The organism is Allosalinactinospora lopnorensis, from assembly GCF_000981225.1.
GTDB classification, from domain to species: Bacteria; Actinomycetota; Actinomycetes; order Streptosporangiales; family Streptosporangiaceae; genus Allosalinactinospora; species Allosalinactinospora lopnorensis.
In genome coordinates this window covers 14,229-33,319 of the sequence record NZ_LAJC01000069.1, presented here as the reverse complement: position 1 = coordinate 33,319, position 19,091 = coordinate 14,229, and the positions used below count along the sequence as shown (strand labels likewise).

The window sequence follows — 19,091 nt, the reverse complement described above, 5'->3', positions numbered from 1 at the left end:
GTGCGCGGCGCCGCGCACGGCACGACCGCTTCCCGCGCCCGCGGGAAGCGGTACGGCTACCACGCCAGGTGGCACGCCGCTCCGGGGAGGACGACCTCCGTCTCGCCCTCGATCTCCACCCGGATGGGCGGTCCCAGCCCGTGCGGCAGTTCCACGCTGACCTGTCCGGGAACGACGTTGACCAGGACGTCCCAGTGGCCGTGGTACCGCAGCGTGAAGGTGAGCCGCTCGATCTCCTCCGGCAGCCGGGGCCGGAGCCGGAGGGTGCCCGCCTCCGTCTCCAGGCCCGCGTAGCAGCGGGTCAGGAGGTCGACGGTTCCGGCCATGGCGCCGATGTGAATGCCCTCCGCCGTGGTGCCGCCCTGGAGGTCGTCGATGTCGGAGCGCAGGGCGTGCACGAAGAACTGCCAGGACGACGCGCGGTCGGTTCGCGACAGCACCCAGGAGTGCACCACCGAACTGAGCGTCGAGCCGTGCGACGTGCGCTCCAGGTAGTAGTCGACGGTGCGCGGGATCAGCTGCTCCGGATCGCAGTCGTAGCCGAGGTGGTTCAGGATCTCGGTGAGTTCGTCCGACTGCAGCAGGAAGAACAGCATCAGGACGTCGGCCTGTTTGGACGCCTTGTAGCGGTTGCAGGTGTCGGCCTCGGCCTCGAGGATGCGGTCGAGCCGCCGGATGTCCCCGTAGGCCTCGCGGTAGCTCTCCCAGTCCAGTTCCGCGAGCGACTCGTAGCCGTCGAACTGGCTGATCACCCCGTCGTGGAAGGGCACCCGCAGCCGGCGGCTCACATCCTCGAACCGGTCGATCTCGACCCGGCTCAGCCCCAGCCGCTCCTCGAGCTCCCGCCGGCGGCGGTCGGGCAGCAGCGCGAGCGTCTCGAGCGCACGTTGGAGCACCCACGCCGTCATCACGTTGGTGTAGGCGTTGTTGTCGAGCCCCGGTTCCTTCCGGTCGACGTAGCCGTCGTGGTACTCGTCGGGCCCCATGACCCCGCGGATCTCGTAGCGGTCCAGCGCCTTGTTGTAGCTGGCGATCCCGGCCAGGAATCGGGCGATCTCCAGGATCAGTTCGGCGCCGTATTCGGCCAGGAACTCCTGGTCATCGGTGTACTGGTAGTGGTGCCAGGCGTTGTAGGCGATGGCGATGCCCACGTGGCGCTGCCGGTGCGATCGGTCCTCGATCCAGTGTCCGGAGCGCGGGTTCAGGTGGATGTGCTGCGTCTCCTCCCGGCCGTCGCTGCCGCTCTGCCAGGGGAACATCGCCCCGGGGTAGCCCGCCTCGGCGGCGGCCTCGCGGGCCGCGGGCAGCCGCCGCCACCGGTACCGCAGGAGGGCCCGGGCGGTCTCCGGGAAGTTCATGTTCAAGAACGGGAAGATGAACAGCTCGTCCCAGAAGACGTGGCCGCGGTAGGCCTCGCCGTGCAGCCCCCGGGCCGGCACGCCGACGTCCAGGTCGGCCGTGTGCGGCGACAGTGTCTGCATGATGTGGAACATGTGCAGGTTCAGAACGCGCTGCGTGTCCTCGTCGTCCACGTCGATCGCGCACCGCCGCCACAGCTGGCTCCAGGCCAGCTCGTGGCGTTCCAGCAGCGTGTCGAAATCGCCGGCCCCGGCCACGTCGCGCCGAGCGGCCCCCAGGGGCTCCTCGATGGCGTGGTCGCGCGAGGTGCGCAGGGACACCACCTTGCAGAACGTGGTCTGTTCGCCCTCCTCGACCTCGCAGTGCAGATCGTGGCCGATCCAGGCGTCGTCGGCGGCCTGGACGAAGGAGTCGTCGTGCGGCCGGTCCCCGGTGGTCCGGGCGGCCACCGAGATCCGGATCCCCGAAGTGACCGTCTCGGTGTGCAGCCAGGCGGTATCGGGTTCGTCGGCTCCGGTGGCCAGCGGGCGCAGGTGCCTGCCCTCGAGGTCGCGGTAGCGCGGGACCCCGCAGTTGGTCAGCCGCCCGTCCAGAGCGGAGCGCACCGTGACCCGCCCGCTCCAGTTGAGCGGGACGATCGTGGTCTCCAGGGCGGCCAGGGCAGGAGCCTCCATCGAGACGAAGCGCCTTTGGGCCAGCCGCGTCTCCCTACCCTCGGGGTCGCGCACCTTGAGCAGCCGGGTGAGCACTCCACGGCGCATGTCCAGTTCCCAGTGCTGCTCGCGGATCTCGCCGGCGGCGCCCTCGAACCAGGGGCCCTCGCCTATGCGGAAGGTGAACGGCAGCCAGTCCGGCACATTCACCATGTCCTCGTTGTCGATCTCGCGACCGTCGATCACCGAGGTGAGGCGGTTGTAACAGCCGGCGATGTAGGTGCCCGGGTAGCGGACACCGTCAGCGGACACCTCAGGGGCGGCACCGCGCGTCGCGAAGCGGCCGTTGCCCAGCGTGCACAAGGCTTCGCGGCGCCCCTCCTCCACGGTTTCGAGATCGCTGTCGCCGTAGCTGAGCAACCAGCGGCTCACGGGGTGCTCCCTTCCGGTGTCGCCCATTCCAGTTCGGCCAGATCGGTGACGACCACATCGGCGCCGTGCCGGTAGAGGTCGGCGGCCTGCCCCGCGCGGTCCACGCCGACAACGAGGGCGAAGCCGCCTCTGCGGCCCGCCTCGACACCGGCGAGCGCATCCTCGACCACGGCGCAGCGGTCCGGTTCGGCGCCGAGGCGCCGCGCCGCCTCCAGGAAGAGGTCGGGTGCCGGTTTTCCGACCAGGCCCAGCCGGGCGGAGTCCACACCGTCGACGCGCACATCGAAGAGGTCGCTGACCCCGGCCGCCCTCAGCACGGCCTCGCAGTTCCGGCTCGCCGACACCGCCGCGACCGCAACACCGCGCCGCCGCAGCCCGCGTATCAGCGCCACTGTGGACTCGAACGGGGTGACCCCGTGCTCGCGCAACTGCTCCAGGAAGTCGCGGTTCTTGCGCTCCCCCACACCGGCGACGGTCGGTGCTCCCTCGTCCGCGTCGGAGGCCTCCTCGGGCAGCACGATCCCCCGGGAGGCGAGGAAGGCGCGGACACCGTCGTCGCGCGGGCGGCCGTCGACGTAGCGCAGATAGTCGTCACGGGCGTCGAAGGGCCGGAACCGCTCCCCCATGCGGGCGCCCTGCTCCGCCAGGAGCGCGTCGAACGCGCGCTTCCACGCCGCGGCGTGCACGCTCGCGGTATCGGTTATCACCCCGTCGGTGTCGAAGACGACCCCGTCGAGCTCCGAGACGGCGATCATCACGTCCCCCAGGTGATGTTCCATCGCGGGTACGGTCCCCGGCAATGGAACGCCCGTGTCCGAGCGTTCCAGTTCCCTCCTACCCGCTGCGGTCCCGCGTGACTCTGGACGGGGCCCTCCAGCGCGTTTCCCGGCCCGGGATCCCGCTTCCCGGTCCGCGGACGTCCGGGACACGGCGGCCGGAGTCCGGAGACGTCCAGTGTTTCGTAACTCTGCACTACTGATACGCGACCATCGGTAATATCCCGCTATGCCTCCGACCCCCGAGCACGAGATCCTCATCAAGCTCTTCCAGAACCAGCCGAAGCTCGCGCCTGACCTGCTGGGAGAAGTCTTCGGTCTCGACGTTCCCGCGCACACGCGGGCTTCCCTGGCATGCGGCGATTTCGGCGACGTGCGGCCCACCGAGCTCCGCGCCGACGCCGTGGTCACGCTGCGCACCGACGAGGCGGTGATGTCCATCATCGTCGAGGTCCAGCGCAAGCGCGACCACGGGAAACGCCAAAGCTGGCCGGTGTACCTGACCACCCTGCACGCCCGTGTGGGCTGCCCGGCCGTGCTGCTGGTGATCTGCCCCGACCCGGCGGTGGCCAGGTGGTGCGCCAACCCCATCGATATCGGGCACCCCGACTGGTCGCTGAGGCCGCTGGTGATCGGCCCCGACGCGGTCCCGGTGATCACCGACCCCGGCCAGGCCGCTCAGAGCCCGGAACTGGCGGTGCTCTCTACACTGACCCATGGCAGCGTGAGCAAGACCGAGGTGATCGACGCGCTGTGCACCGGTCTAGCGGAGATCGACCATGCGCAGGCGCGTCTCTACACTGAGTATGTCCTCACGCTGCTCTCTGGAGCTGCCCGGAAGTATATGGAGGAGCTGATGGCGGCCGAGACCTTCGAGTACATGAGTGAGTTCACCCAGCGCTACGTCGACAGGGGGAAGGCCGAAGGAAAGGCCGAAGGAAAGGCCAACGACATCATCACCGTCCTCGTCACGCGCGGTTTCCAGGTGCCCGATGAAACCCGCGAACGCATCACCTCCTGCACCGACCTGGCCCAGCTCGACGAATGGCTCCGCCGCGCCGTCACCACCGGAACCGTCGACGGCCTCTTCGACTGACAGTGAGGATGTAGACGGCACCGCAGGGCCGCCCCCTGGGCTTCAGCCGATGGCCGTCACCCGGTACCGGACCGAGGTGCTCGGTTCGGCCGCCGAGCAGGTGGTGACGAACGCCGGTCCCTCGGTCTCGGTGAGGGCGGCGGTGAGCTTCCGTTCCCGATGGCGGAAGACGACCTCGTAGCCCTGGGGCGTGCGCCGCTCCGAGCGCGGTTCCAGCGCGTCGGCGGCGTACAGGCCGAGGTGCCTGCGCACCGCGGCTTCGGCAGCCTGGACGTGCGGCGTGTCGGTGCACCGGCCCCTGAGGTGCTCGGCGTCGAGGAGGCCGGACTCGAAGTCGCGCACGACCGCTTCCGCGGTGTCCGGGGTGAGTCGGCCGAAGTAGATCCCCTGCGGCAGCGCGACGAGGTTGGCCGCGAACCGGTCTCCGCCGAGATGCGTGGTCTCCCAGACGTGGGGGTGGCTGCGTCCCAGCGCGGCGGCGACGGGCCGGCCGGAGAGCGCGCAGCACGGGTCCTTCTTCGCGTGCGTGCACACCAGGTACAGCGGGTGCTCCACCGGGGTGCCGAAGTCCGGGGGCTCGGGCCGCTCCACAGCGGTGGTGTCGTGGGCCAGCAATTCCTCCAGTGAGCGGAACTCCACCCTGCGGGTCCAGGCGCCCTCCCGGGCGGACCGCACGAAGTAGGCCGTGCGCGCTCCCCCGGCGCCGTTTCCCCGGGTTCTCTTGATGAGCTGGGGGCGGATGGGCCGCGCGCCGATGCGGGCCTCGATTTCGGCCACCACCCGCGGATCCAGTCCGTCGCTGCTCAGGGCCGGGTGCCGCCACGGCCCCGGATGCTCGATGAGGAGCCATCCCGCGGTCCGGCTCGCCGTGCCGGCGTGGGATTCGCCGTGGTAGCGCCCCAGGGCCGCGCACCCCCGGTTCCCGTCCGGCGCGGTGGGTAGCCGCACGTCCCCTCCAAACCGTCGCAGGGCCTGTGTCCTGGAAAGGGTTTCGGTGCCGCTCCGGCCCGGCTCCGCGCGGTCCGGACGGCGACACCGATCCTGGCATACGGAGTACAAGGGGTCATGACCGGGGCGGATCGCTCAGGGCAGCCGCCCGACGTGCGCCAGGGCCTGCCGCAGCAGCACGTCCTGGCCGCCGGTCATCTCCTGCTGGACGCCGGAACCGGCCGCCTCCTCCGGTGTGAACCACACGAGGTCGAGCGCGTCTTGGCGGGGCTCGCAGTCACCGGCGACCGGAACGACGTAGGCCATCGACACCGCGTGCTGGCGGGGATCGTGGAAGGGGGTGGTCCCCGGGGTGGGGAAGTACTCGGCGATGGTGAACGGTTGCAACGAGGCGGGAACGCGCGGCAGCGCCATGGGGCCGAGGTCCTTCTCCAGGTGGCGCAGCAGTGCATCACGTATGCGCTCGTGGTAGAGCACCCGGCCCGACACCACGGCGCGACTGATGGTGCCGTCCGGGCCGACCCCCAGCAGCAGGCCCACGTGCGTCACCGTGCCGGAGTCGTCGACCCGCACCGGCACGGCGTTGATGTAGAGGATCGGCAGTCGGCCGCGTATCGTGTCCAACTCCGTGGTGGAGAACCATCCAGGTGTGCTGCCATCAGTCGTTTCGGTCATGAGTGCCGTTCTATCGCATCGGCCGCCGCTGGATGGTCCTGCCCTCCCGCCGATCCCGTGCCGGCGACCGCGGAACAGGCGTGGCGGGCGCGTTCGGCGGGCCGCGGCCGGGGCCCTGCCATGTCGTGCTCCCGTGCCGCCACCGGCACAATGGGTCCGGCCACGACGTCGGACGACGGAACGGGGAGCAGTTGAGCATGGGAACACCGCCACCGGCATACCGCCCCGGGCCGGGCAGCGCGCTGGAGGTGGACCGCGACCTCTACTCGCGGCTGGCCTCGGCGACCGGCCGCCGCGAGCGGGTGCACGGGTTCACCGTCCCCGTCCGCTCCGGCAGGGCATGGGAGGTCCCCGCCGGCCACCTGTGCCGCATCGTCGCCCCGGAAGGGCCCCAGGTGGGTGACCTGAACATCTGGAGCCGGCACGACCCGCGCGAGCGGATGTGGGCCGCGCGCACCCGGCAGATGCAGGCCGCGCATGTCACCGTGTTCGACCGGCTGTGGTCTACGCTGCCCTTCCTACGGCCCCTGGTCACCATCACGGCGGACTCCCTGTCCTGGTACGGGGCCGACGGCGAGGGAGGCCGGGTGCACGACCTGCTCGGCACCCGCTGCGACCCCTACGTCAACCGGCTGCTCGCCGGCGAGGACTTCGACTTCCACTGCCATTCCAACCTCACCCGCGCGGTACTGCCCTACGGCCTCACCGAGTTCGACGTGCACGATGTGCTGAACGTCTTCCAGTGCACCGGCCTGAACGACGAGGACCGCTACTTCATGAAGGCCTGTCCCGCACGGCCCGGCGACTACATCGAGTTCTTCGCCGAGCTCGACCTGCTGATGGCGATGTCGACGTGCCCGGGCGGCGACCTGTCCGTCGACCTGTGGGGCCCGGACGCACGGGAGCCGCTGGAGGTCTGCCGGCCGCTCGCGGTGGAGGTCTACCGCCCCGCGGCGGAGCTACTGGAGGGCTGGTCTCCTCCGGCCCGCGCCGACTACGCGGGCCTGCATGGTCTGCACCGCCCGGAGTGGTCCGGCGGCGACCGCTGACGCGCGGGGCACCGCTGGGCGGAGGACGCCCGGTCCAGAATCCGCACCGCCGCGTCGTGGGCCCGCCGGGCGGCGAGGTGCGGCGGCAGGGCGTCGAGGCTGCCGGAGAGCACCTCCACGGCGATCGGGGCGGCCGGCGCGCCGCCGCGGCGGTCCCGTGCTACCCGGGAACGTGCAGCGAAAGGTCGAAGGAGTAGCGCGAGGCGCGGTACAGGTGGGTGCCGTACTCGACGGCCCGCCCTTCGACGTCGAAAGCGGTGCGCTCCATGGTGAGCAGCGGAGCGCCCTCGGCCTCGTTGAGCAGTTCGGCCTCAGCGCGGGCCGCGGATCGCGCTCCGATGTTCTGGCCGGCGGCCTGCGGCCGCACCCCGGCTCCGCGCAGGAGCTGGTAGAGGCCGTGGGCGGCGAGGACGGACTCGTCGGGGATCTCCATGAGGTCGGCGGGCAGATAGTTGCGCATCCGCGCGATGGGCTCGCCCCGCGCGAACCGCACCCGCTCCAGATGCCAGACACGAGTGCTTTCGGAGATGTCGAGGGCGCGTGTCACAGCCGCCGAGGCGGGCTCGACCGCGCTTTTCAGCACGCGGGTCGTGGGCCGCTGGTCGATCGCGAGCAGGTCGTCGTGCAGGCTGGTCAGCTCCAGCGAGCGCTTGACCTTGTTGTGCACGACCTGGCTTCCGACCCCGCGCTTGCGCACGACCAGCCCTTTGTCGACCAGGGTCTGGATCGCCTGGCGCACCGTGGGCCGCGACAGCCCGATGTGCTCGGCGAGTTGTACCTCGTTGACCAGCCGCACCCCCGGGGGCAGCGCTCCGGAGTCGATCGCGGCCTCCATCTGGCTGGCGACCTGGAAGTACAGGGGTACCGGGGTCGAGGAGTCCACCACGATCTCGGATGCCGGGTTCCAGGTGGCTCGGGGTTCCGTTTCGGGGCTCGGCCGGGTCGTCACACGAGGACCATACCAATTACTCAGGAGGTCGTTAAGTACATACGTCAAGACAACCTGATGATGTAGAGACGACCGGGGGCGCACCCGGCCCGCCGGCGCCGCCGGAACGCGAAAAGGGGCGGATGCACCTGTGGACGACATGTGATCACTCGTGCTCGAATGGCGGCCACCCGTTAGCGGCGTGCCCCCCTTTCACGGCCGCTCGACAAGAAAGCGAATCCCCCGAACATGATCACCACCGTCCCCTTGGCGCGGCGGGCCTTCCTGGCCCGTGCGGGCGTGCTAGGCGCAGCGGTGAGCGCCGGCGCCCTCGCACACGTCCCCGCGCACGCCGCCTCCCTCCCCAGGGATCCGGTGTCCGATGTCGTGGAGCTGCTCCGCCCCGCCCTCGCCGAGTTCGCCCGCGACACGCTCAACGGCCTGTCCGTGTTCGTGGTGCCGGGACCGGACGCCTACTCCAAGGCCCAGGGCACCCCCCGCGAAGAGGCGGGCGCGATCGAGATGCGGGCGACCGACTTCATGATCGAGGCGCTGGACAACTTCGTCCCGTTCCCCGACCGGATCGCCCAACCGATCGCCGCCGCCGTGGCCACCGGGGTCGACGACCTCGGTATCGAACTCCCCGGTGAGCTCGGCGAACTTCCCCTGACCGAGGTGTCGGCGCTGGACGACGCGCTGCGGCGCATCCTGGAGAACGACTCCACGGTTCCCCTGTCGCTGGCGATCGCGCTCCTGCTCAACCTGCTGGCCACCACGGTCGAACCGCGGTCTGTGACCGGCGGGCTCGGCTCCCCGTTCGCCCGCCTGTCCTTCGAGGACAAGGCGCGGGTGTTCGAGCGGCTGGAGGAGAGCGACGCCGACCTGGTCGAGACCCTGCACGCCGAGTTCCCGCAGCCGTGGCGGTCGTCGGTCTCCGGGCTGCTGCGGTTCGTGGCGGGAGCGCTGCTGGAGTTCCCCGGGTTCGGCGCCTACTCCGAGCAGGCCGTCCTCGACCCGGAGAGCAGGGAGCTCACCGAGCGCCCCATCGGCTGGGAGCTCACCGGCTACAAACCCGACACCACCGGTCCCAACGACGGTTGGGACGACTTCCTGGGCTACTACGAGGACCGGACGGAGGTGAGCGACTGATGCGGGACGTCATCGTAGTGGGCGCCGGTGGCGGCGGCCCGGTCGTGGCGGCCGAGCTGGCCGGGCGCGGCCTGGACGTGCTCCTGCTCGAAGCGGGTCCGCGGCACGGCGACCCCCGTGAGGAGTGGACGCCCTTCGACAACGACGCAAACAACCCGCTCACCGGCTTCCTGCGGTTCGGCCCCGCTGAGCGCGCCCGCGCCGCCTGGTACCGGGAGACCCCGCAGAACTCGTTCCTCTGGCAGCTGGCCGGGGTGGGCGGCACCACCCAGCACTACTTCGGTAACTCGCCGCGGGCCATGCCCGGGGTGTTCGACGACTACGAAGGCGAGGACGCCGCCGCCTACGACACCGGCCACTCCTTCCCTTTCGGATACCGCGAGCTGATCCCCTACTACGAGTGGGTGGAGGCGACGCTTCCGGTGCAGACGGCCGCGATGGGCACCAAGGAGGACACGTTCTTCCGCGGGTGCGAGTCGGTGGGCCTGCCGGTGCAGACCACCAAGACCACGACCCGCGCCTCCTTCCGCCCGCAGGAGAACGCGATCCTGCAGCCGGGAGGCAACGCGGGCCGCACCACAGACCCCGACCTGCTGGTGCACCCGAAGGCCAGCGGCTGCACTTTCTGCGGGCACTGCTACCAGGCTGCCGGCAGCCGATCAACGCGCCGCGCAACCTGTTCGCCCGGCGCTCCACGGACAACAGCTACGTCCCGATGGCGCTGACCGCTGACGCCTGGGCCGACGGAGGCAAGGCGGCCACCCTCATCACGAGTGCCTTCGTCACGCGGATCCACACCGAGGAGCGCGGCGGGGAGCAGGTGGCCACCGGCGTGACCTGGCGGGACGGCGGCAGCAGTGAGACGCGGCGCGAGGACGCCGCCGTCGTGGTGCTGGCCGGCGGCTGCACCGAGAACCCGCGGCTGTGGCTGAACAGCGGCCTGCCCGATCCCAACGGCTGGGTGGGGCGCGGCTACACCGACCACGCCTTCGACTGGGTGATCGGCTCCTTCGACTCCGACACCGGCAACAGCAAAGGCGCCGCCTCCTCGGCGCGCGCGGACTTCCCGGGGTACGGAGGACTGGAGAACGTGGGCCTTACGCCGGGCCTTCAGGCGTTCTCCATGCTGCTGTCGGAGAGCGGCATCCGCGGTGAGTACACCAACGGGCGCGGTCCCACCGGCGCCTGGGACGGCTCCGCGGGGCGGCTCGTGGGACCCGAACTGAAGGAGTTCATGGGCGAGGGGATCGACCGGCTCCTCAACATCCTGGTCATCTCCGACGACGACGTGCAGGCCGAGAACCGCGTCACCCTGTCGGCATTCCCGGCCGACGAGCACGGACCGGTCGCCAAGGTCACCTTTCCGCGCCGGCAGCGCACCGCGCGCACCACGGCCAACCGCGACTTCCTCGCCGGGAAGGCCGCCGAGATCCTGCGCGGCGCGGGCGCGAAGCGGATCTACCGGATCGACTGGGCACCGCTCTTGCTGCACGTGCAATCGAGCATGCGTATGGGCGCCTCCGAGGACGACTCGGTGCTCACTCCCGAAGCGGAGGCGCGCTGGGTGCGGCGGCTGTTCATCGCGGACAACTCCGCTCTGGCCAACTCGCTCGGGGGGCCCAACCCGACCCTGACCGCACAGGCGGTCGCCACCCGGACCGCCGAGAAGATCTTCCAGCGCTACTTCGAGGGCGCCCCATGGGTGGTCTCGGAGGCCCCGGTGGTCTCCACCGATGACCGGATCACCGAGCGGGTCCTCGAGCTCGGGCCCTGAACGGGCCGGGCGGTGCGTACGCACCGCCCGGCCGCCGCTCGTGTCAGCCGCGCTCCCCGACCGTCAGGTCGGAGAGCCATCCCTTGGCTCCGTCGAGCAGCGCGGGCGGAAGAGCGTGGCCGCCGGGGTGCTCCCGGAACTCGACGTCCGCGCCGCGCTCGGTGAGCTGGGTGGCCAGCAGGTGCGCCTGGTCTATCGGGGTGATCATGTCCATGGCTCCCGCCCCTATGAACACCGAGGTCTCCGACAGGTCCACCCGCTCGGGCTCTCGGTCCTGCAACGGAGCGGCAGCGGCGAACAGCACGGCGCCGCGCAGCAGCTCAGGGCGGAGGAGCAGTGTGGCGGCCGCGATGTTCGCGCCGTTGGAGAAGCCGACCGCGATCAGCCGCTCGGTGTCCAGGCGGTACTTCTCGACCGCGGCCTCGACGAATCCGGCGAGCTCGTGGGTGCGCTCGATGACGTCGTCGACGTCGAAGACGCCCTCGCGCAGTCGCCGGAACCACCGGTTGGCGCCGTTCTCGCTGACCCTGCCGCGCGGCGAGAGCAGGGCCGCGCCCGGTGCCAGTACGCGGCCGAGCCCGAGAAGGTCGTGCTCGTCCGCGCCGGTGCCGTGCAGCAGCAGGAGGGTGGGTGCCCCCGGTGTGGAGGCGGGATGGAACACGTGCTGGAAATCCATACTCAGACTCCCGTCTGAACGGCGGGCAGGGCGCGTTCGATCTGGGCGCGGTTGGGCTCCAGCCACGGCGGCAGCTTCAAGGCGCGGCCGAGGTCCAGCAACGGCTCGTCGTAGTCGAAGCCGGGACCGTCGGTGGCGATCTCCAGCAGTACTCCGCCGGGCTCGCGGAAGTAGATCGAGGTGAAGTAGCAGCGGTCGCGGATCTCGGTCACGCCGACGCCCTCGTCGACCAGGCGCTGCCGCCAGTCCGCCTGCGCCTGCCGGTCGGGCGCCCGGTAGGCGACGTGGTGCACGGTGCCCGCGGCGACCAGGCCGGACGGCAGCGCACGGTCGGCGAGCACGTCCACAACGGTGCCTACTCCGGCGGCGTCTCCGTGGGTGTGGAAGCGGTAGCGGTTGCCCTGTTCGGCCGTCAGCTCGAAGCCGAGCCTGCCGGCGAGCATGCTCGCGGTGCGCTCGTAGTCGTGCTCGCTGAGCGTGACGGCGCGGATGCCGCGGATCGCGTGCTCGACGGGAACGTATCCGCCGTCCCACGGTTCGGTGCCGTGCGGATCCGCGCTGGCGACGAGCTCGATGACCAGACCATCGGGGTCGCGCAGGGTGAGCACGTCCTCCTCGATCCGCTCGGCCGGGCGGCTCGTTTCCACCCCGAGTCCGGACAGGTGTTCCTGCCACCAGCCGATGGACCCTTCGGGGATCGAGAACGAGGTGGTGGTGGCCTGCCCCGCCCCGAGCCGGCCCTTGGGGGCGCCGGGCCAGGGGAAGAAGGTCATGATCGTTCCGGGGTTGCCCGCGCGGTCACCGTAGTAGAAGTGGTAGGTGTCCGGGGCATCGAAGTTGACGGTCCGCTTGACCATCCTCATGCCCAAGGCGTTGAGGTAGAAGTCGGCGTTCGCCTGCGGATCGGCGGCGATCGCCGTCACATGGTGGATGCCCGCCGGCCGCACGTCCATCATCGGTCACCTTCTCTGGTTCGTCATCGCTCGACATCGTTTCCACCACGGAAAACAGTTGAATTATGAACTAAATTCCGCGTGCTGTCGAAGGCCCGTACGCAAGGCGAGCGGCGTGCCCCGGACCGGCCGCGCAGGCGGCCGGCCCCTCAGTTCACCTCGTCGACGTCGTTCTCAAGCTCCTGCTCGGAGAGGTGGTCGCCGAGCTCGCCGCCGCGCAGCGCGTCGAACAGCTCCTCGACCCGGTTCTCGTCCAGCCGGACGACGTTCTGGGGCCCGACCCAGTCGGTGGCGGCGACGGGCAGGCTCGCGAACGTGATCCGCTCCGGGCCGACTTCGGAGAGGCGCTGGGCCAGACCGCGCAGAGTTCCCATACTCACGTCGTCGTCCACGGCCATCGACTCGCTCGCGCTCCGCAGGAACCCGTCCAACCGCACCGGGTCCTCCAGCACACCCTCACTCGTCGCCTTTTCGGCCATGGCCCTGATGAACGCCTGCTGGCGCCTGCCCCGGTCGACATCGCCGCCGGGCAGACCTTTGCGCTCGCGGACGAACCGCAGCGCCTCCTCACCGTCCATGTCGTGCTCTCCCGCGGACCAGGACCAGCCGTTGCTCGGATCGACGATGTCCTCACTCACCCGCACCCGGACACCCCCCAGGACGTCGGTCATGCGCTTGAACCCGCTGAAGTCGAGCACGGCGACATGGTCGAGGCGGATATCGGTCAGCTGCTCCACGGTCTGCATCAGTAGCCGCGGCCCGCCCTTCGCGAAGGCGGTGCTGATCTTGTCGTCGTCATGGCCGGGGATCGGCACGTAGGAGTCCCGCGGAATTGAGATGACGTAGGCGTTCCGCCCGCTCTCGGGTACGTGGAGCAGCATGACGCATCGGCGTGCGCCTCGCCGGGAGCCCGTTTTCCGCCGGTCGGCTCCCCCCGCATGTCGGAGCCGACGAGCAGCCAGTTCTCCCCCGGGTCCTCGTGCGGGCGTCCGGTCTCCTCCGGCATCGCCTCGGTCATCCGTTCGATGCCGCGGTCGTAGACGCTCAGCCGCCAGGAGACCGCACCGGTGATCCCGGCTATCAGCACAGTGAGCGCCATGAGGGCCCGCAGCACGACTCGTCGGCGTGTTCCGCGCCGTTCGACCATGGTGGGTTCCCGCTGGGTCCGATGTGCTCTTGAGGTCTCCCTTCCCCTTCCCCGGGGCCCCCGCACATGCCGGGACTCCGCGCCCCTGCCCCCGAGGCGGCAGTGGCGGGGAGGCAGACCTGCTCCTCGGCGGAGACATCCAGTGTCCCCTCCTCCCCCGGGTCCGGCCACACGGTCGGCCGCCTCCTCCCCGGATCACCGTGTTCGCAGGTCAGTCAGCTTGCGCGCCGGCGTTACGCGCCCCGGTCCGGCGCCGTTTGCCTCCGCGGAGTATCAGGCGGACCAATGTTGGGCAAGATATTGACTATGGTCGCAAAAATGCATAAGTTCGCGTACACCACCCGACCGCAGTGACCCACGCCACACGTTTCCCGCCGCTCGCCCCGCCCCTCGGGGGCGTCCCAGCGGGCGCGACCGCCGGCACCGCGCCGCACGCCTCTGCCCACCTCCCCAATGAGGAGAACACTGTGCGCAGGTCGACGCCTCTGCTCGCCAGTCTCACCCTCGTCGTCGCGATGACCGCCTGCGAAGGATCGGCCGGCGACGACGACTCGATCCCCGTCGGCTACATCACCCCGCTGACCGGCGCCTTCTCCAACCTCGGCGAAGACAACCAGAAAGCCGTCGAGGCCGCCGTCGACGAGATCAACACCGACGGCGGCGTGCTCGGCCGCCCGATCGAACTGATCACCCAGAACGACGAGAGCAACCCGGACCAGGGAATCCTGGCGTTCAACGAGATCATGAACGACGAACCGGTCGCCGTCATCGGCTCCGCCTCATCCAACAGCGCCATGGCCGTGCTGGAACACGTGGAGCGGGAGCAGGTGCCCTACATCTCCCCCACACCCGCCGACGAGCAGGTCGCCCCGGTGCGCGACCACGTGTTCGTGGTGCCGGCCATCGCCGGGACCTATGCCGAGCGGGCCCTGCACTACCTCAGCGACGAGGGTATGGACGAGGTCGCCGTCACCTACTCCGAGACCGCCTACGGGGAGGCGGGCTACGAGGCCATGGTGGAAGGCGCCGACGAGCACGGGGTCGACCTGGTCGTGGAGGAGGCGTTCGAGCAGGAGACCACCGACTTCGGCCACATCCTCGCCGAGATCGAGTCAGTCGGGCCGGACGCCACGATCGTCTGGGCCAGCGGTCCGCCCGGGATCACCATCGCCGAGCAGTACGCCGGCGCGGACATAGAAGCACCCCTCGTGATGACCGGCTCGCAGGCCAGCCACCTGTGGACCGACCCCGCGGGCGACAGCGCCGAAGGGGTGACCGTGCTCAGCTCCATCGGAGTGGTCGGCGAGCACCTGCCCGAGGGAGAGCAGCAGGACGTCATCCGCGAGATGACAGAGGTCTTCGAGGCCGAGCACGGCTACGCGCCGCCGCAGTTCGCCCAGGACGGCTACACCGCGGTCATGCTGCTCGCCGCGGCCATCGAGGAGGCCGGCAGCACCGAGCGGGCCGATATCCGCGACGCCCTGGAGAACCTCACCCTCACCACCCCCAACGGCACCTTCGACTACAGCGAGACCGACCACGCCGGCCTGACCGGGGACGCCATCTCCGTCAACGTCGTCGAGGACGGCGAGTTCGTCCCCACCGACTGGTCCACGGAGCGGTTCGGCGAGACCTACGGAGAAGAGTAGCCATGCTGCACGTGGCGGGACTGACCCGGTCCTTCGGCGGTGTCTACGCCGTCCGCGACGTCGCCCTCGATGTCGCGGACGGCGAGACCCGGGGCGTCATCGGCCCGAACGGCGCCGGCAAATCCACGCTGTTCAACCTGATCAGTGGGCATCTGCCGCCGGAGAGAGGGCGCGTGGAGCTGGCGGGCGACCGGATCGACCGGCTCCCCCCGCACCGGCGGGCCAAGCGAGGCGTGTCCATCGTCTTCCAGTCCGCCCGCATCTTCAGGCACATGACGGTGCGGGAGAACGTCATGGTGGGGGCCCACCTACGCGCCCGCTCCGGCTTTCCCTCGGCGGTCCTGCGGCTCCCGTCGCACTTCGCGGCCGAGCGCACCATCCGGGCCCTCGCTGAGGAGGCCCTGGACCGGGTGGGCCTGCTGGAGTGGGCCGACAGCGACGCCGAGTCACTACCGCTGGGCCAGCAGCGCGCCATGCAGGTGGCCCGGGCGGTCTGCGCCGACCCGCGCCTGCTGCTCCTGGACGAACCGGCGTCCGGCCTGCGTGCCCAGGAGCGGGAGCGGCTGGCCCGGGTCATCGAGGAGCTGAAGTCGACCGGGGTCACCACCATGCTGATCGAACACGACGTCGCGTTCGTGTCCCGGCTCGCCGACCGGGTCACGGTCATGGACCTCGGCCGGGTGATCGCCGCCGGCGCCCCCGACGACGTGCGCTCCGATCCCAAGGTGATCACCGCCTACCTGGGATCGGAGGAACCGTGAGCAACGTGCCGGAGACCGCCGTGGACAGCGGGCCCGGCGGACCGCACGGGGAGAGCGTGATCGAGGTCGCCGACCTCGTGGTGCGTTACGGCGCCGCCACCGCGCTGCAGGGGGTCTCATTCTCGGTCGGGCCCGGTGAGGCGGTCGCGCTGGTGGGGCCGAACGGGGCCGGAAAATCCACCCTGGTCAACGCGCTCTCCGGCATCGTCCGACCCGCCTCGGGCACGATCCGGATCAGGGGTCGGCTCGCCCACGTCCCCGAGGGCCGCCAGCTCTTCGGAGAGCTGTCGGTCGAGGACAACCTGCTCATCGGCGCCTGGGGACGCTCCGACCGCGACCCGGCACCGGTCTATGCGGTGCTGCCCGAGCTGCGCGGGCTCGCCCGCCGCAAGGCGGCGGCGTTGTCAGGCGGCCAGCAGCAGATGGTGGCGATCGGCCGGGCACTCATGGCCCGGCCCGACGTCATCGCCGTCGACGAGCTCTCGCTCGGGCTCGCCCCCAAGGTCGTGACCGGTCTCGCCGCGCACCTGCGGGCGCTCAACGCCGAACGCGGCACGGCGGTGCTGCTCATCGAGCAGAACGCCCGACTCGCGTTCGACCTGTGTTCCCGCGCCTATGTGCTGGAGGCCGGGCGCATGGTCGTCTCGGGAGCCTGCGAGGAGCTGGCGCGCAGCAACGAGGTGGCCCGCGCCTACCTCGGCGGCGGCACCGGGGAGGAGCCGTGATCGGGAACCGGCCCCGCACCGCTCCTCTCCCGCGGCCCGCGTCCGGCGGCGAAGCCAAGGGAGCCACATGACACAGTTCCTGATGTTCCTGGTCAACGGGATCGCGATCGGCTGCGGGTTCGCCCTGGTGGGCAGCGGGCTGGTCGCGGTGTACCGGATCACCGGCGTCGTCAACTTCGCCCAGGGCATGTTCGCCGTCGTCGCCGCGCTCAGCGCGACCTCGTTCGTCGCCCTGGGGATCTGGCACGGTGTCGCCGAGCTCATGGCGGTGCTCGTCGGCGGGTTCGCCGGTCTCGCCACCGGGGTCGTCGCCGTCGGCAGGCGCGGCACCCAGCCGCTGACCGCCTTGCTGGTCACCCTGGCCGTCGGTTTCCTCGCCTATGCGATCGAGGTCCTCGTGTGGGGCGACCAGCCCAGATCCCTGCCAGGCCTCGACGGCCGGGCCGCCCTGCTGGGCGTCCCGGTCCAGCGCCAGTACCTCCTGGTGATCGCGGTCACCGCAGTCGTTTTCGTCCTGCTGTGGCTGTTCTTCGCCCGCACCTACCTCGGCAAGGCGCTGACGGCCTGCGCCTCCAACCCCTACGCCGCCCGGGTGGTGGGGATCGACGTGACCCGCATGGCCTTCATCGCCTTCGCTCTCGGCGGTGTGCTCGGCGGCGTCGCCGGAGTACTGGTCGCACCGTTGCGGCCCATCTCCTTCGACTCCGACGTGAGCCTGATCGTCGGAGGCTTCGCCGCGGCGATCTTCGGTGGGCTCACCCGGCCGATGATGGCGCTGGCGGGCGGGGTGCTGCTGGGCATCACCGAGGTGATGATCCGGGCCTACGGCGACGCCTCCTACGGAACGGTGGGGGCCCTGGTGTTCCTGATCGCGATCATGATCTGGCAGTCCGCGCGGCGTCCGACCCTGCACAAGGAGGCGGTGTGAGCATCTCGGCACGGCACGGCGCGCGGCAGGCACGGCGCGGTCCGGCGGAACCGCACGCCGCCTACGCCCGCCCGCGAACGGGCCTTCCTTCCCCTGTTCTCGGGGGCATCGCGGCCACCGCGCTCGCGACTCTGCTGCTGCCCCTGGTGCTGGACCGCGGGGGGCTCGCCCTCTACATCGACATCGCGCTGAGCGCCTGCGTGGTGGTGGGCATCTCGCTGCTGATGGGGTTCGCCGGCCAGGTCTCCCTCGGCCAGGCGGTGTTCTTCGCGATCGGCGGCTACACCGCGGCGGTTCTGGTGCTCAACGACGTCCCGCCACTGGTCGGGCTGCTCGCCGCCCCGGTGGCCGCCGGGCTCGTCGCGCTGCTGCTCGGTGTCCCCCTGCTACGGCTGCACGGGCACCACCTGGCCTTCGCCACGATCGCCGTGCACCTGATCTTCCTGGTGGTCGTGCAGCAGTCCGACACACTCGGCGGCAACGTCGGGCTCATGGGCATTCCGGGGTTCAGCGTGGGGGGAATCGATCTCGCCGACCACCGGAGCATCGCCTTCGTCAGCTGGGGGGTGCTCGCCGTGGTGGTGCTGGTCTCGCACAACGTCATCACCTCGCGGCCCGGCCGCGCGCTGCGCGCCCTGGCCACCAGCGAGACCGCCGCGGAGTCCGCGGGTATCCCGGTCGGGCGCTACAAGCTCACCGTATTCGCCCTCTCGGCGGCCTTCGCCGGGCTGGCCGGCAGCGTATGGGCCTACTACGTGGGTTTCCTCTCCCCCGGGATGTTCCCCGTGTCGATGTCGATCACCTTCGTCGTCATGGCGGCCGTGGGCGGCATGGGCTCGATCTGGGGGGCGCTGTTCGGGACCACCGCGGTCAAGCTCATCGTCTCCTACCTCGGGATGCTCGGCACCGCCGGCGGGATGCCCGACTACGCGCCGGCCGTACTGAGCTATGCCGTGTACGGGCTGCTGCTCATCCTCATCCTGCTGTTCCTCCCGCACGGCGTCGTGCCCGCCCTCCGCGACCGGATCGTCCGGCGGTGGTCTGCGCCGCCCCGCACTCCACTGGACACAGCCGGGCGAGACCCCGGGAAGGCGGGCCTCCCGCCGGCGAACGGCCGGCCCTAACACCCAGCGCGACTTCGTGACCTGCGGTGCCGGCAACGACTCTCCGCCGGCGGGTACCGGAAGGTGGGCCGACCGCTTCGTGGTCCGGTGAGAGGCCACCGGGAGCACCGCCACTGCCCGAATCGGCGACGGCGACACCGTCCTTTCCTTCGACCCGCCACCCGAACACGCTGTGCCACCGAATCAATCGAATCAACGTGGCAACGCCCCGGTGATGACCGTGGTCACGACCCTGCGGACGGCTCCAGCCTCCGGCGGTGCGCGAAGAGGACCGGGCTGCTCCTCGGGG

19 protein-coding genes are annotated in these 19,091 nt (G+C 70.6%); 10 read left to right on the top strand and 9 right to left on the bottom strand.

Translation table 11 applies throughout. The features are described 5' to 3' along the window. Positions 1-56 precede the first annotated feature (56 nt). Entirely contained in the window at positions 57-2,444 is a 2,388-nt protein-coding gene (locus tag VS93_RS21075; protein ID WP_046471628.1) for a glycoside hydrolase family 65 protein, read from the bottom strand. Then, positions 2,441-3,223 carry an HAD family hydrolase gene (locus tag VS93_RS21070; RefSeq protein ID WP_236700652.1) on the bottom strand — a complete coding sequence of 261 codons (783 nt, stop codon included), beginning with the start codon at positions 3,221-3,223 and terminating at the stop codon, positions 2,441-2,443. Before VS93_RS21070 ends, VS93_RS21075 begins: the two co-directional genes overlap by 4 nt. Positions 3,224-3,449: 226 nt before the next feature. Here VS93_RS21070 and VS93_RS21065 point away from each other — a divergent pair, with 226 nt between their 5' ends. Further along, the gene (locus tag VS93_RS21065) at positions 3,450-4,316 is read left to right on the top strand and encodes an RpnC/YadD family protein (RefSeq protein ID WP_046471618.1); all 867 of its coding nucleotides are present in this window, start codon (positions 3,450-3,452) and stop codon (positions 4,314-4,316) included. Positions 4,317-4,358: 42 nt separating this feature from the next. Here the strand turns inward: VS93_RS21065 and VS93_RS21060 are convergent, their stop codons facing one another. Next, a complete protein-coding gene (locus VS93_RS21060) occupies positions 4,359-5,264 on the bottom strand; it encodes a sucrase ferredoxin (RefSeq protein WP_046471617.1) in 906 nt (301 codons plus the stop codon). 135 nt (positions 5,265-5,399) lie between these two features. Beyond that, positions 5,400-5,939 (bottom strand): NUDIX hydrolase family protein, encoded by a 540-nt coding sequence (locus VS93_RS21055; protein ID WP_046471616.1) that lies wholly within the window; start codon positions 5,937-5,939, stop codon positions 5,400-5,402. Between the two features lie 197 nt (positions 5,940-6,136). On the opposite strand from VS93_RS21055, the gene VS93_RS21050 reads away from it, so the two are divergent. Then, entirely contained in the window at positions 6,137-6,988 is an 852-nt protein-coding gene (locus tag VS93_RS21050) for an urea carboxylase-associated family protein (protein ID WP_046471615.1), read from the top strand. 160 nt (positions 6,989-7,148) lie between these two features. Here the strand turns inward: VS93_RS21050 and VS93_RS21045 are convergent, their stop codons facing one another. Beyond that, complete coding sequence (locus VS93_RS21045) at positions 7,149-7,937, bottom strand: GntR family transcriptional regulator (RefSeq protein WP_046471614.1); 789 nt, start codon at positions 7,935-7,937, stop codon at positions 7,149-7,151. A 228-nt stretch (positions 7,938-8,165) separates the two neighbouring features. Between VS93_RS21045 and VS93_RS21040 the strand changes: the two genes are divergently transcribed. From VS93_RS21040 to VS93_RS32010, 3 genes are read left to right on the top strand one after another with little or no spacing between them, the layout of a single operon-like run. After that, positions 8,166-9,065 carry a hypothetical protein gene (locus VS93_RS21040; protein WP_046471613.1) on the top strand — a complete coding sequence of 300 codons (900 nt, stop codon included), beginning with the start codon at positions 8,166-8,168 and terminating at the stop codon, positions 9,063-9,065. Next, positions 9,065-9,790, top strand: a complete 726-nt coding sequence (locus VS93_RS32015; protein WP_236700651.1) for an NAD(P)-binding protein — start codon at positions 9,065-9,067, stop codon at positions 9,788-9,790. The genes VS93_RS21040 and VS93_RS32015 overlap by 1 nt, the downstream gene beginning before the upstream one ends. Next, positions 9,781-10,839: a GMC oxidoreductase gene (locus tag VS93_RS32010; RefSeq protein ID WP_236700650.1), complete on the top strand. Its 1,059-nt coding sequence runs from the start codon at positions 9,781-9,783 to the stop codon at positions 10,837-10,839. Before VS93_RS32015 ends, VS93_RS32010 begins: the two co-directional genes overlap by 10 nt. Positions 10,840-10,882: 43 nt before the next feature. On the opposite strand, the gene VS93_RS21030 is transcribed toward VS93_RS32010, so the two are convergent. The 4 genes from VS93_RS21030 to VS93_RS32005 form a co-directional block, all read right to left on the bottom strand. Then, complete coding sequence (locus VS93_RS21030) at positions 10,883-11,515, bottom strand: alpha/beta hydrolase (protein ID WP_046471612.1); 633 nt, start codon at positions 11,513-11,515, stop codon at positions 10,883-10,885. A 2-nt stretch (positions 11,516-11,517) separates the two neighbouring features. Continuing rightward, positions 11,518-12,468 (bottom strand): ring-cleaving dioxygenase, encoded by a 951-nt coding sequence (locus VS93_RS21025; protein ID WP_046471627.1) that lies wholly within the window; start codon positions 12,466-12,468, stop codon positions 11,518-11,520. A 149-nt stretch (positions 12,469-12,617) separates the two neighbouring features. Continuing rightward, positions 12,618-13,301 (bottom strand): LCP family protein, encoded by a 684-nt coding sequence (locus tag VS93_RS21020; RefSeq protein ID WP_236700653.1) that lies wholly within the window; start codon positions 13,299-13,301, stop codon positions 12,618-12,620. Then, positions 13,214-13,615: a hypothetical protein gene (locus VS93_RS32005; protein ID WP_236700649.1), complete on the bottom strand. Its 402-nt coding sequence runs from the start codon at positions 13,613-13,615 to the stop codon at positions 13,214-13,216. The genes VS93_RS21020 and VS93_RS32005 overlap by 88 nt, the downstream gene beginning before the upstream one ends. 467 nt (positions 13,616-14,082) lie before the next feature. On the opposite strand from VS93_RS32005, the gene VS93_RS21015 reads away from it, so the two are divergent. The 5 genes from VS93_RS21015 (at position 14,083) to VS93_RS20995 (ending at position 18,802) form a co-directional block, all read left to right on the top strand. Further along, positions 14,083-15,264, top strand: coding sequence for an ABC transporter substrate-binding protein (locus VS93_RS21015; RefSeq protein WP_046471611.1), 1,182 nt, complete (start codon positions 14,083-14,085; stop codon positions 15,262-15,264). 2 nt (positions 15,265-15,266) lie between these two features. After that, entirely contained in the window at positions 15,267-16,025 is a 759-nt protein-coding gene (locus VS93_RS32635; RefSeq protein ID WP_046471610.1) for an ABC transporter ATP-binding protein, read from the top strand. Next, positions 16,022-16,750: an ABC transporter ATP-binding protein gene (locus VS93_RS21005; protein ID WP_236700648.1), complete on the top strand. Its 729-nt coding sequence runs from the start codon at positions 16,022-16,024 to the stop codon at positions 16,748-16,750. The genes VS93_RS32635 and VS93_RS21005 overlap by 4 nt, the downstream gene beginning before the upstream one ends. A gap of 67 nt (positions 16,751-16,817) precedes the next feature. Then, positions 16,818-17,678 carry a branched-chain amino acid ABC transporter permease gene (locus VS93_RS21000; RefSeq protein WP_046471609.1) on the top strand — a complete coding sequence of 287 codons (861 nt, stop codon included), beginning with the start codon at positions 16,818-16,820 and terminating at the stop codon, positions 17,676-17,678. Further along, positions 17,675-18,802 carry a branched-chain amino acid ABC transporter permease gene (locus VS93_RS20995; RefSeq protein WP_236700647.1) on the top strand — a complete coding sequence of 376 codons (1,128 nt, stop codon included), beginning with the start codon at positions 17,675-17,677 and terminating at the stop codon, positions 18,800-18,802. The genes VS93_RS21000 and VS93_RS20995 overlap by 4 nt, the downstream gene beginning before the upstream one ends. The last annotated feature ends 289 nt before the right edge of the window (positions 18,803-19,091 follow it).